7 protein-coding genes are annotated in these 12942 nt (G+C 70.8%); 1 reads left to right on the top strand and 6 read right to left on the bottom strand.

From position 1 onward, the window contains the following. Positions 1-24: 24 nt before the first annotated feature. The 6 genes from SACCYDRAFT_RS10940 to SACCYDRAFT_RS10915 all read right to left on the bottom strand — a co-directional run bounded on the left by SACCYDRAFT_RS10940 (position 25) and on the right by SACCYDRAFT_RS10915 (position 11738). A complete protein-coding gene (locus tag SACCYDRAFT_RS10940; protein ID WP_005456149.1) occupies positions 25-1545 on the bottom strand; it encodes an amino acid permease in 1521 nt (506 codons plus the stop codon). Positions 1546-1859: 314 nt separating this feature from the next. Further along, entirely contained in the window at positions 1860-3740 is a 1881-nt protein-coding gene (locus SACCYDRAFT_RS10935; protein WP_005456147.1) for a hypothetical protein, read from the bottom strand. Continuing rightward, entirely contained in the window at positions 3737-4846 is a 1110-nt protein-coding gene (locus SACCYDRAFT_RS10930) for a VWA domain-containing protein (protein ID WP_043536374.1), read from the bottom strand. Before SACCYDRAFT_RS10930 ends, SACCYDRAFT_RS10935 begins: the two co-directional genes overlap by 4 nt. Beyond that, positions 4840-7086, bottom strand: coding sequence for a DUF5682 family protein (locus tag SACCYDRAFT_RS10925; protein ID WP_005456145.1), 2247 nt, complete (start codon positions 7084-7086; stop codon positions 4840-4842). The genes SACCYDRAFT_RS10930 and SACCYDRAFT_RS10925 overlap by 7 nt, the downstream gene beginning before the upstream one ends. A gap of 12 nt (positions 7087-7098) precedes the next feature. Continuing rightward, positions 7099-8175, bottom strand: coding sequence for an ATP-binding protein (locus SACCYDRAFT_RS10920; protein WP_005456144.1), 1077 nt, complete (start codon positions 8173-8175; stop codon positions 7099-7101). Further along, positions 8172-11738, bottom strand: coding sequence for a DUF4132 domain-containing protein (locus SACCYDRAFT_RS10915; protein WP_232283812.1), 3567 nt, complete (start codon positions 11736-11738; stop codon positions 8172-8174). Before SACCYDRAFT_RS10915 ends, SACCYDRAFT_RS10920 begins: the two co-directional genes overlap by 4 nt. 204 nt (positions 11739-11942) lie before the next feature. Between SACCYDRAFT_RS10915 and SACCYDRAFT_RS10910 the strand changes: the two genes are divergently transcribed. Beyond that, on the top strand, positions 11943-12941 hold the full coding sequence (locus tag SACCYDRAFT_RS10910) for an ankyrin repeat domain-containing protein (RefSeq protein ID WP_005456141.1): 999 nt from the start codon (positions 11943-11945) through the stop codon (positions 12939-12941). The last annotated feature ends 1 nt before the right edge of the window (position 12942 follow it).

The raw sequence follows: 12942 nt of genomic DNA, 5'->3' as shown, positions 1-12942 counted from the left end.
GAGGGAGACGGAGCGAGGGTGGGATCAGTCCCTGCTCGCGCCTGCCTGCGGTTTCTTCTGTTCCTGCTTCCCGAGCAGCGAGTGCCGCTTGCTGTAGGCGAAGTACACGATCACACCGAGCGCCATCCACACCAGGAACCGCAGCCACGTCAGCACGGTGAGGTTCAGCATCAGCCAGAGGCAGGCTGCGATCGCCAGGATCGGCACGAGCGGAACCCACGGAACGCGGAAGCCACGCTTGAGGTCGGGGCGCTTCTTGCGCAACACCAGCACACCCGCCGACACCAGGATGAAGGCGAACAGCGTGCCGACGTTGACCATTTCCTCGAGTTTGCCCGCGTCGAAGAAGGTGGCGGCCACGGCCACCACGACGCCGACGAGGATGTTCACACGAACCGGGGTGCCGCGCGATCCGGTCTTGGCGAGCTTGCGCGGGAGAAGCCCGTCACGCGACATCGCGAACAGCACGCGCTGCTGACCGAGCAGCAGCACCATGACCACCGTGGTGAGGCCGGCGAGCGCGCCGATGGAGATGATGTTCGCCGCCCAGTCGACGCCGTGGAAGGAGAACGCCGTCGCCAGTGTCTTACGGCCCTCCGGATCGGCGTCCGTGGCCAACTGCTCGTAGGGCACCATGCCGGCGACCACGAGCGAGGTGGCCACGTAGAGGATGGTGACGACCGCCAGCGAGCCGAGGATGCCGCGCGGCACGTTGCGCTGCGGGTTTCGGGTCTCCTCGGCGGTGGTGGCCACGACGTCGAACCCGATGAACGCGAAGAACACCAGCGAGGCACCGGCCAGGAGGCCGAACGCACCGTAGACGCTGCCGGAACCACCGGCGAGCACGGAGAACAGCGACTGCTCCACACCGGTGCCGGCCTCGCCGCCCTCGGCGGCGGGCGGGATGAACGGCGTGTAGTTGTCCGGGCTGATGTAGGCGATGCCCATGAAGATCACGAACAGGATGATCACAACCTTCAGCGCCGTGATCACGATGCTGAACCTCGACGACAGCTTGGTGCCGAGGGTCAACAGGGTGGCCAGGATGATGACCAGCAGCAGCGATCCCCAGTCGACACCGATCCCACCGATCTCCACGGTGGTGGCGACACCCTCACCGAAGAGCACCACCAGCACTTCCTGCAGGTAGACCGACCAGCCCTTGGCCACCGCGGCCGCGGCCACCGAGAACTCCAGGACGAGGTCCCACCCGATGATCCAGGCGAGGAACTCGCCGAACGTGGCGTAGGAGAAGGTGTAGGCACTACCGGCGACAGGCACCGTGGACGCGAACTCGGCGTAGCACAGCGCGGCGAGCGCGCACGCGATGCCGGCGAAGACGAACGCCAGCGCCACCGAGGGGCCGGAAATGTCGCCCGCGGTGCGCGCGGTGAGCGTGAAGATACCGGCACCGATCATCACGGCGACGCCGAAGACCATCAGGTCCCAGGCACCGAGGTTCCGTCGTAGCCGGGTATCTGGCTCGTCGGTGTCCGCGATGGATTGCTCGACGGATTTGGTCCGCCAGATACCGTTGCCGGGCACGGTTTCCTCCTTGAAAACGCCTGGCTTGCAGAATCGGTGGTCAACCTAACGGGTTACAGTGGCGTGCGCCAGGAGCAATTCTCGATCCCAACATTCATTCGTGCGGGTGTGTCTCGTCAGCCGATCGAGTCGATACGCCATGGGCAGAGATTCACCCCACGCGCTCGGCACGGAGCCGCCGTAACGAACGCGCCACGTGCTGAGACCGACGCTTCCACGGCCGGGCTCACCCACACCGAGCCGGGTGCCTTGTCGACGACCTCGGTGACACGACCCGCCCTCACCCTCATCCTCGATGATTCGGTAGCGGCCCGCTAACGCAGCTCCGCCGCCACGGTCAGCCGGATCTGCGCCGCCAGCCACGCCGCCGGCTCCGCACGCGCCCCCCACGCACGAAGCACGGCCCCGCACCCGGCCAAGCCGACCCGGTCACAGCGCGCCGCGACGTCGCTCACCCGGTCGGCGAGTGTGGGCGGCAGGTGCCGCAGACCGCGATGAGCGGCCTCGGCGAGCACGGAAAGCCCTGCGTCGAGTACCCCGGTGAGCGGGTCGAGCTCGGGTGTCCCGGCGGGCACGAGAGTCGTGGCGTCCGGCTCCTCGAGGTCGAGGACGCCCACTCCGGTCGCCGTGCGTACGGCGACCGGGTCCAGCACCAGCGTGCCGCGGGCGCGGCGCACCGTACCCGTCACAGCGGTCGGCCCCTCGGCGAGCAGCCGGGCCAGGGTGTCGAGTGCGGCCGGAGCGTCGGGCCGGTGGGTCAGCGAGATCGTCACGCGGGCTCCGTCTGGAGTGCCGACGACCGCCTCGAAACGTTGTGCTCCCGGGTCGTAGTCGGTGTCGAGGACCTCGACGACCGGCAGGACCCGCATGTGCTCGGCGGCTACCCGGGCGCGCACCAGACGTGGCGGGGCCGCGGCGAGGTCGGCGAGCAGGGCCGCGACGTCGGTGACGGCGAGGTCGTCCCAGGCGTCGCCGACCGGAGTCACCGCCGTACGCGAGAGCCCGCCGCCGCCGAACCGGACCGTTCGGCCGGCCGAGCGGACGGCCGCCTCGCTGACCACGTTGCTCCGGGCCAACGCCGCGAGCGTGGTCCCGGCGACCCGGCGCACCCCCACCGGGGGGCTGCCGGGTCTGCGCTCCCAGCGCTGCTTCAGCACCAGAACGGTCCCGGACCCCGGATGCGCGAGGTAGACATCCGCGGTGTCCTCCTCCTCACTCCGTCCGGCCCGGGCTCCCAACGCGACCAAGCGCACCTGCTTGAGCGGGGTTTCCGCGGGTTCGTCGGCCCCCAACGACTGCGCCGACGGAGGCACCCGGATACGCGCGTGCGACTCGGCGATCAGATCGGCCACCCGGACGGGCTCGTGGGCGGCAGCGCGTCGCTCGTAGGCGTCGAGCTGCTCGACCAGCTCGCCCAGTACCGCGACCGGCCATCTCAGCCCCGCCCTGTCGAGCGCGGCTCGCTCCCGGCGCAGCGCGGCCGTCAGCACCGGTCCGGCGGTGGCCACGCCGTCGAGCAGCAGGTCGTTCACGACGGACGCTGTGGAGGACAGATCTCCCACGCCCGAGGCTCCGAAGTCGACCACGGTGTCCCTCGTCTCCGGAGCGATCCGGTCCGCCTCCCGGAACACCCACACCGCCAGGACCACCAGGGCAGGCCGAGCGGACTCGCGCGCGTCGCAGTCGATGTAGCCGAGGTCTCCGGGCACGAGGAACCGGACGGTGGCCGCGGGCAACTCCACCGACAGCGGTTCGCGGTGTACCCGCGCGGACAGTCCGGCCTCGCGCATCCTGCGGGCGGTGGCCAGCGCACGCGCCCCGAACCGCGCCGTCAGTTCCTCGTCGGTCACGTGCCCCGGGGACCAGGTGACGGCCTGGCCCCCGGGCTCTTCCTGCCGCCCGCCGGCGGAGTCAGCCGGCGTCTCGGGTTCCTGAGTGCGCTGGTAGGCCAGGACCGCGGCGAGCAGGTGCCTGCACACGCCCGGTGCACCGCACGAGCACGTCCCGCCGTCGAGACCGGTAGCCGGTGGCAGCACCGAGGCCGTTCCGTCGGGGTAGGAGGCGGTGACGGTGCCGTCATCGGAGACCTCGATGCCGACAGCCGTGGACTCCCGCCTCGCCCGTTTGACCAGGCCGCGATTGGCGAGCGCGACCAGTGCGTCCTCGGTGAGCGCCCGCAGGTCGGCGCGGTTCATCGGCCGATCCGTTCCGCGACGAAGGAGGCGAGTTCGCCCGGCGTCATGGCCCCGACGTGCGCACCGGCGTCGGCCAGGCGCTGGGCCAGGACACGGTCGTAGTCGGGTCTGGCGTCGGGGTCCAACGCGGCCAGGCACAGGACGTGAGTGCCCTGCTCGACCAGCCCCTGGACGGTACGCACGAGGGTGAACTCGTTGCCGCCTTCGTAGAAGTCGGAGACGATCGCGACCACGGCGCGACGGGGCGAGTCGATCAGGTCGGCTCCGTAACGGGCGGCGCGGGCGATGTCGGTGCCGCCGCCGAGCTGCACTTTCATCAGTAGTTCCACGGGATCGGTGACGTCGGCGGTCAGATCGACGACGTCGGTGTCGAAGGCGACGAGATGCGTGCGCAGCCCGGGGACACCCCACAGACATGCGGCGGTGACCGCGGAGTGGATGACGGAGCCTGCCATCGACCCCGACTGGTCGACCAGCAGGACGAGTTGCCAGGGCTCGGTGTGCCGTTCGGTGCGGGAGGTGAACCGGACCCGTTCGACGAGCAGTCGCTTGCTGTCGGGCTGGTAGTGGGCCAGGTTGGCCTTGATGGTGCCCTGGAAGTCGAAGTTGCGGGCCAGTCGGAAGTTCGACGGTGTGGGCCTGCGCGTCCCGGTCAGGCTGCGCCGGACTTCGGTGGTCAACTTCGCCAGCAGCTCCTGGACGACCTGCGCGACGATCCGGCGAGCCAGGGCGAGCACGCGCGGGTTCATGAGGTGCTTGGTGCGCAGCACCGCACGCAGCAGAGCGGGATTCGGTTCCACGCGTTCCAGCACGTCCGGGTCGGTGACGACCTCCTGGATGTCGTAACGCTCGACGGCGTCACGTTCCAACCGTTCGATGGTGCGCCGGGGAAACAGCCGGTGCACGTCGTCCAGCCAGTCCACGGTGGTCAAGGTGGACGCGCCGCCGCCTCCCCGGCGGATGCCGCGCCGCTCCAACTCCTCGTCCCGCCCGTACAACCAGGCCAGAGCGGCGTCCCGTCCGGCGTTCTCCGCGTCCAGCGGCACCATGCCGCTCGCGGGCTCGCCCAGGATGAGACGCCAGCGCTCCAGGTCCGAGATCACCATTCCTCCAGCCCGGCGTTGCGCAACACCTCGTCCACGGCCGCCTCCAGCGCCACGCCCTCGGCGACGACCGCGGGATCGGCCCGCAGCCGCAGCAACGACCGACCTGATCCGGCGAGTCCCCGACGGTGAAGCAGCCCGTCGGCGACGGCGGCGCGCTCACTCGGCGGGAAGAACCCGAACGCCTGCCGCAACGCGGGCAGCGCCACCAGGAACTCGTCCTCGGACAGCCCGGTCACGACGTCGTCGAGCACACCGATCAGCTCGTCGTTACCGAGAACCTCCTCGCGTGCGACGGCGAACAGTCCCGCCAGCCAGTCGCCCACGGTCCCCGGATCACGTGGCACCGCGGCAGCGGCGTCGACCCCCGCCCCGAGCACCCAGCACAGTCCGAGGCCCGCTCCGCGCAGGTCCGGAGGGGCGGTTCCCTCGGCGATGCGGGCACCCACCTCGGCGGCGACATCCCGCTGGACGCCCGCGACCTCGGGCGTGTGGGTGACCGCGTCACGCACCGCCGCGATCGCCCGCAACCTGGCAGGCTCCGCCGGGGCGGGGCCTGCCCGCAGGCTCTCCGCCAGCCACAGCACCCGAGGGGCCGCGGCGGCCACGACCTCGCCCAGCAGCGGGCTGCCCACCGCCCCGAGCAGCCTGTCGTGCCGGTACAGGCCGACGGCACCGGCCAGTGCCTCGCCCAGCGGCCCCAGCTCGCGGGCGTCGGTCACCGCGTGGGCCAGTGTCCCTCCCAGCTCGGCGCCCAGGTCGGCCAACCCGCACAGCACGGTGTCGAACAGCGTGGTCGCGACGATGTCCAGCGCCCCTCCGTCGGCCTGTTCCCGCAGCACCGCGGCGGCGGCCTCGGCAAGCGTCGGGCCGTGCGCGGAGGCCTCGACGAGCGCGGGCACCCGCAGCTCGGAGGGCTCCAGCGTCCACTTCTCCACCGACACCGGGTCACCGCCGGACGACGGCCCGCTGTCGCGACGGAACCCGGGAACGCCGAGCACACGCAGCCGGTGCAGGGTACGGCTGCGCTCGGTCTCCCTGGTCAGGTCGAGCGTCAGCTTCCGCTCCCCGTCGAGCCCCAGAACGTGCAGCTCGTGCGTGACCGCGGTCAGCAGCGGCGGAGCCGGGGTCTCCGGATGCAGGACGCCGACCCGGTCTCCGGTCAGCGCGGCCAGCATCTCCACCACCACCGGATGCGCGCCCGGTTGCAGTGTGCCGCGTACCGACCAGGGCAGCGGCTGGTCGAGCGCGTCGGACACCAGGGCGCTCACCAGCCCGTCGAGCACGTCGGCGCGGACAGGCTGCGGGTGGCCGCGCAGGGCTGCCAGGCCGTCGGCGAGGGTTCGGGCGGCGATCAGGTCCGCTGTGGACACCACCTGCTCGCGTGCCCGCAGCCGGGTCACCACATCGGCGATCAGTCCGGTCGCCGCCTCGGCCGGCCCGGACTCCCAGAGGCGCTGGTAGTAACCGGGCGAGGGCATTCCGGCCTGGTAGCCCGCGAAGGCGTCCAGGCGGCGGTGGGAGTACGGCACGAGGTAGCTACCCGCGTCCTCGGGAACGTCCGGGGGTGCCGGCCAACCGTGCTCACCGTCGTCCACCGCGCACAGTGCCTCCAGTGCGGGACGGTGGAAACCACCGGTCACCACCAGGACCGGGCCGTCGCCCTCGCGGACGGCGGCCCGCACCCACCCGGCCATGTACGCTTCCCGCTCGGTGTCGCACTCACCCGCCTCGGCCTCCCCACGCACCAGGTCGAAGTAGGTGTCAAGGCGCTCGGCGAGGTCTGTGGATTCGCTCTCGGGCCGCGACTCGACCACGTGATCCCACAGAGTGTCCACGTTGTCCATGCCGAACGCGCGGCAGAGCCGGTCGGTGACCTCCGTGTAGCGGCGTTCGGCGTCGGCATAGCGGTTACCGTGGTCGTGCCGCTCCGCGAACGCGGGGTGCCAGGCGGGCAGGTCGATGAACCGCACCCGGGCGCCCGCCGCACGACCGCTGGTCAGCGCCACCCACTCCGGGGAGTAGTCGCAGAACGGAGTCCACGACACGTGTTCCCCACGCCGGTAGCTGAAGATCGCCACCGGTGGAGTGTGGCCCAGCAGCAACTCGTCCATGCGGGGGTTGAAGTCAGCCGGTCCCTCGACGAGCACATGCGCGGGCCGCAGCGCGTCGATCGTGCGTTCCACCAGCCTCGCGCACGCCGGGCTGTGGTGGCGCACGCCCAGGAACGTCAACTCCTTCATCGGGGCATCCCCTCACCCGGACAGCCGGAACCGCGCGCGGTGCAGTTCGGACCAGGCGCCCGCCCTGCCCTTGCGGGGCACCTGCTGTTCGAGGTAGCGGCGCAGCTTGGCCAGATCGTCGGGGTTGTCCTTGGCCGCCGTGCCCGCCAGGCACTCGACGACGTCCTCGGCCGTTCCCGGCTCCCCTCGCAGGTACCAGCCGCGCAGACCGACCGCGTGCGCCACCGACACGGCCTCGGCCGTGCTCATCACCGTGGACAGCCGTTCGGTGCCGGTGCGCAGCTCACGGAAGACGGTGACGAGCACCTCCAGGACGTCCGGCCGCTGCTGCACCGGCACGCCCGAACGCGACAGCAGGTTCGCCGCCTCCGCCTCGACCAGTGCCAGCTCGGTTTCGAGGTCGGGGATGGGAAACACCGTCTCGAAGTTGAAGCGGCGTTTGAGCGCGGCACTCATCTCGTTGACGCCCCGGTCGCGGGAGTTCGCCGTGGCGATGACGTTGAAGCCCTCCTTGGCGAAGACCATCGCGTCGGGCCCGGTCAGCTCCGGGATGGCGATCACCCGGTCCGACAGCGGCGACAGCAGGGTGTCCTGCACCTCCAACGGGCAGCGGGTGATCTCCTCGAAGCGGACGATCCTGCCCTCCGCCATTCCGCGCAGCATCGGCGCGGGCACCAGCGAACGCGGCGACGGTCCTTCCGACACCAGCAGGGCGTAGTTCCACGAGTACCGGATCTGGTCCTCCGTGGTGGCCGCGCCGCCCTGGATGGTGAGGGTGGAGTCACCGCACACCGCGGCGGCGATCAGCTCCGACAGCAGCGACTTGGCCGTGCCAGGTTCGCCGACCAGCAGCAGTCCCCGGTTGGTGGCCAGGGTGATCAGCGACCGGTCGACCAGGGACGGATCACCGACGAACTTACGGGTGATCCCCCCGGCCTCGTCGCCGAGGACGAACCGGCGGGCCGCGTCCAGGCTCAGCCACCAGCCGGGTGGGCGCGGCCCGGAGTCGTCGGCACGCAGCCGGACGAGCTCGTCGGCATAGCGCACCTCGGCGGGAGGACGCTGCATCTGCTCTGCCGTGGTGGTCATCGCCCCAGCACCTCCGTCAGGTCGGCCATCAGCTCGCACTCCGACACCGGGTCCAGCGTGCCGAACGGGTCGGTGTTCCTGCCGCTCCAGTAGTAGCCCTTGACCGGTTCCAGGGTGACCGCGTCCACGCGCTGGTCGGGGAGCTCCATCAGTGCGCCGACGGCGATGCCCGGATCCAGGTGGAGCACCACCACCCGGCCGTCGGGCAACGGCTTGGTCATCCACGGCTCGACGCCTGCGTCCTGCGGTTCCCCACGCTGCCACCCGCGTCGCAGCAGACCCAGCAGCGTGCCTACGGCAACCTCGACGCCTTCGAACCGGGTCAGGCGCGACTTTCCGCGCTCCTCCTCGGTCAGGCGGTGCACCGGGCGGCCCAACTGCGGGAACGGTTGCAGGATCTCGTAGTCGGCGAAAACCTCCGCCCACGCGGTCAGCGTCTCGCCGAGGTGCAGCGGGTGCGGAACACCGACCACCGCGTCGTCGGGCAACGTGAACGTCTCGTCGTCCACATCGGCCAGGGTGCGGTCCTCTGCGACGCGGAAACCGGTGGTGTGACCACCGTCGAAGACCGCCCACACCAGCCTCCGCACCACGTGCCACAGCAGTGGATGGGCGACGAACAGCTCCTCGAACTCCGCGGTACTCCACCGGCGCTGCGACACCATGGCCTGCTCCAGCCTGCGGAGCTGGTCGGCGGCGAGGGTGCGGGCGTCCTTCTTCAGCGCGCTGAAACGCTTGTACGCGGCCGGGGCGATGTCGGGATCGTCCTTGGCCCCGGGTTTGGGCAGGTTCTTCCGCGGAGTCCCGTCCATGTCGAGCACGTACGGTTTGAGTTGTTCGTCGAAGCCGACGGTGAACCGGCGGGGACCGTAGTCGAGTACCAGACTGCCGTCGGAGTCCAGGCCGAGGTCGGGCACGAGACGGTCGGCCAACTGTTCGGCCGAAAGGCCGAGGTCGGCAGCGACCTGCGCGATCTTCTCCCCTGCCTTCTTCTTCAGGCCCGCGAACTTCACCTTCTGCGCGATGCCGTTGAGGTGCATCAGGGCCACGTCGGTGCCGATGGCGGCCAGCGCGTCCAGTCCCGCGACGGCGCGCTGGTGGCCGCCTTCACCGGGCCAGGCACGGATGACCGGTGCCAGTGCCCGGACGGTGTCGTCGTCACCGAGGTGCCCCAGGGCGGGTATCACCCAACCGTCCTTGCTCGGGTAGCCCGCGGCCTGCCAGCGTTCGAACACGCCCCACACGAACGCGGGCAGCGCACCGGGTGCGGCCACCTCGGCGACCTGGTCGAGGCCACCGTAGGGCTCCCCGGGTTTGCTGAGAGCGAGCATCGTCAGCACGTCGGCCGTGGCCTCGATCGACAGGGCCGTCTCACCGTCCCGCATCCGGATCTGCGGCAGCAGGCCCGGGTCCGCCCAGTCACCGACCTTGGGCAGGCTGGCAGGCAGGTCCTCCAGCGGGTCGCGGGTCAGCAGCGCCTCGATCCCCGCTACGGCTTCGTCGCCGTAGCGGCGGGTGGCCGTCAGGATCGCGCCGGGCCCGGTACTGCGCGCCACGAAGCGGATCGCGGCCTCGGCTGCGGCGCGTTGCCTGCCTGCCTTGCCCAGCGCCCTCGGCACCAGCAACGCCGCGCCCTCCGCGCCGTGCCGGGAGAGCCAGGCGCGAGCATGTGGGCGCACGGATTTCGACCGCGCCAGGCCGTCCGCCATCAGGTCGGCGACCCGGGCATCCAGCACCGGGACGAGCACCGCGAACGACTCGGCCGCGGTCCGGTCGGCCGCGGAGACCAGCGGCGTGACCGCGGCCTCGCCGAACTTCCCCAGTAACGCCCGGCCCCAGTCGCCGAACGACCACAGGCCTCGCGGCCTCCACCGGGACAGCACCGGCAACACGAGTTCCGTGGGCGCGCTCAGCAGGATGTCCGGATCCTGGAAGGGGTGGCCCGACCCCTCGGCCACGGCTTCGAGCCGCGCGGACCAGTCGGTCTCCTTTCTGGAGTACCGATGCCGGATGGCCAGGGCCGCCCAACGCTCCCGCTCACCGTCGAGCCACACCAGCCGCGTCTCCTCGGAAGCGTCCAACTCCACGACCACCGGCTTGGTACGGCGGCGGGGTCGTTTCCACGGCGGGCTGGACAGCACCGGTGGCAGTGCCTCCACGGGCGCGTCCGGCACCCGCTTCGCCGACTCGGCCACGGCGGCCACGACGGCAGCGGTGTCCGGGTCGAGGCCGGTGGTGTCGGCCAGGTCCGGATTGCTCAGCAACAGCGCGCGCAGCAGCGGTTCGCCGCCCTTGGTATGGGCCAGCACACGGCGAGCGCGTTTCGGGAATCGTTTCATCGCCTTCAGCACGGCGGGCTGCACGTACTTGCGGTCCAACCGGTCGACCAGCAACCGGAACGCCTCGTCGGTGGGCAGCTCCGCCAGTACGGACAGCAGTTTCCGGGTGATGTCCGCGCCGCCGTCGCTGTCGACCAGCTCGGCCAGGAACGGTGCGATGTCCGGGCCGACGGTCAGTACCAGGGTCGCCAGGCTCTGAGGTGAGCGCTCCAGGTTCCACGGTGACAGGTGGTGTTCGATCGCGCGAAGCTGGTCCACGGTGCTGACCGCGCAGGTCCACATCCATTCGTCCGTGGAGTAGTCCGGCGGGGTTCCGACCGCGTCCCGAAGGGCTTCGTCCACCCACCCGGCCTCGGTGGGTACGAGGTAGGCGGCGGCCGCTCGGGCGGCCTTGCTCGCCCGATGGTCGGCGATCCTCGCGACGGCCGCGGCGTACTCCACGTCGGTCGCTTCCGCCAGCGCCACCCGGACCTCGGTCAGGATCGGCCGGCCGAACCACCACCAGCTCAGCGCCTCGTCCTCGTCTCTCCGTGTCAGAAACGGCTTGTTGTCCTCAACCCGGATCGAGATGGAAGCCAGTGCGGCGGCGGCCTCGGCCGCGAACACGACGCCGTGGTGGGTGATCCAACCGGCTCCGAAGAGACCCGGCTTGGCGCTGTTGCGGTACCACGAATGCGCGGTGGTCGCGTGGACGGCCGCACCCACCGGGTCCGCCTCGCCCGCCAGGTAACGGTGAGCGGCATCGCGGAGTTCGGGATCGGTGTCCGGGGAACGGAACGCCTGTCCCCCCTTCGCGGCGTCCCGTTCGAGGTGGTCCGCCAGGAAACCGGCGGCAGCCGGGTCGGGGCGGCGTTCGGTGACCAGGCGATCACGGCGTGCGAGAAAGCCGCGGGTGAGCGCCGGAGACGGGACGAAGGCGTCCTCGTCGAGGTCGAACACGGACTCGTGTTCACCGCTCGGTACCGGCACCGACTCCTCGGTTTCGTCTCGTGGTTCCGTGTCCTGTGGTTCCGCGCCCTGCGGTTCCGTGGCGGACTCCGAGTAGCCCTTGCGGACCTTCTCGGCGATCTGTTTGTCGAGAAAGGACTGAGCGGCCGACTCGTCACCGAACTCACGGCGATTGCTCTGGCCGCCGGTGCCGATCCGGCCCCATCGGACAGTCACTGTGCACCCGTCGCGCGCCCCCTCCCAGAACTTCGCCGAGGTGCCCTTGACCAACTCCAACCGACGCACCGCGTTCCCTTCGACACCGTTGTTTCGTTCGACTGTTCGTTCGATGCCGGAGACGTTAGCCGCAGCCCCCGACAAACCGGGCGGCCTCCCCGTGGCCGGACGGGCGGCAGCACTCGTCACAGGGTCCCCGGCAGAAGTGTCGGTGGGTCGTCCTAACGTCCCGGACGACGTTGCCGGGTTGGAAGGACGAGTGGGATGTCTGTGCCATGGCGGGAGACGGCCGGTCACGGCTGGCGTGACCCGGCCGAAGTGGAAGCACGGCTGGCCGAGGGCGCTGACGTGAACGCACGCCTGACCGGTTCGAGCACTCCGTTGCACGAGGCGGTCCTCAACGAGGCACCGGTGGAAGTCGTGGAAACCCTGCTCGCACACGGCGCGCGGGTCGACGCGCGCGACGCGTCCGGTGCGACCCCGCTGTGGCTGGCGGTGCGGTACGGCCACCGCGATGCCGTCGAGGCCCTGCTCCGTGCGGGAGCTGCTCCCTGGGCCCCCGTCGTGTCGGGATGGTCGCCCGGCCGCTACGCCCTCGACGGGCCGCTCGCGGATCTTTTCCGCGGCCTTCCCGGCGCCCCGGCGATCACCGACGCCGAGCGGCTGGCCCGGCAGCGGGCGAACTCCCTGATCCACTCCTACAGCTGGGTCGGGGACTGGTTCGTCTACCTGTCGGACGTCACGTTCGTGGCGGGGTTGACGGAGGCCGAGGCCACCCGTCGATTGGGAGCCGATCTCGACCGGTGTCGCCCGGCCCGCAGTCCCTACCACGGCCTGTGGGACGAACCCGATCCGGACACCGTCGAGGAAGGCGACGAAGAGGAACCGCCGGGTCACTTCGACGTCTACCTCGGCTCTCACGACGGTGGTGTGTGCCTGCTCGGCCAGGGCGCGGCGACGTCGGCGGCATGCCGGAGCCTGTCCGAGGGAACGCGGCTGGCGACCGTGTTCCTCAACGAGGCCAAGGCGATCTGCAACGTGCGATGCTGGGAGGACGGCGCGGAACGGTATTCCACAGATCCGGTCGACCTCGCCCGGAACGACCGTGAGGAGGAGTGGCTCTACCGGTTCGGTGACGCCGCACACCACTCCGCGTACGAGGCGAGGGCCCTCGCTCTCATGTCCCACCACACCGGAGTCGGGATCACCGAGGAGTGGCTGCTCCACGGCCCGATGCGTGGGATCGTCCTGCCGGGGCCCTGAG

The organism is Saccharomonospora cyanea NA-134 (assembly GCF_000244975.1).
Classification (GTDB): domain Bacteria; phylum Actinomycetota; class Actinomycetes; order Mycobacteriales; family Pseudonocardiaceae; genus Saccharomonospora; species Saccharomonospora cyanea.
This window is presented reverse-complemented; position numbering and strand designations above follow the sequence as displayed.

What these genes read in the sequence shown, in the direction of transcription:
- SACCYDRAFT_RS10935 (WP_005456147.1), bottom strand. Translation starts at nt 3,740, where the DNA reads ATGAACCGCGCCGACCTGCGGGCGCTCACCGAGGACGCACTGGTCGCG.
- SACCYDRAFT_RS10925 (WP_005456145.1), bottom strand. Translation starts at nt 7,086, where the DNA reads ATGAAGGAGTTGACGTTCCTGGGCGTGCGCCACCACAGCCCGGCGTGC.
- SACCYDRAFT_RS10930 (WP_043536374.1), bottom strand. Translation starts at nt 4,846, where the DNA reads ATGGTGATCTCGGACCTGGAGCGCTGGCGTCTCATCCTGGGCGAGCCC.
- SACCYDRAFT_RS10910 (WP_005456141.1), top strand. Translation starts at nt 11,943, where the DNA reads ATGTCTGTGCCATGGCGGGAGACGGCCGGTCACGGCTGGCGTGACCCG.
- SACCYDRAFT_RS10920 (WP_005456144.1), bottom strand. Translation starts at nt 8,175, where the DNA reads ATGACCACCACGGCAGAGCAGATGCAGCGTCCTCCCGCCGAGGTGCGC.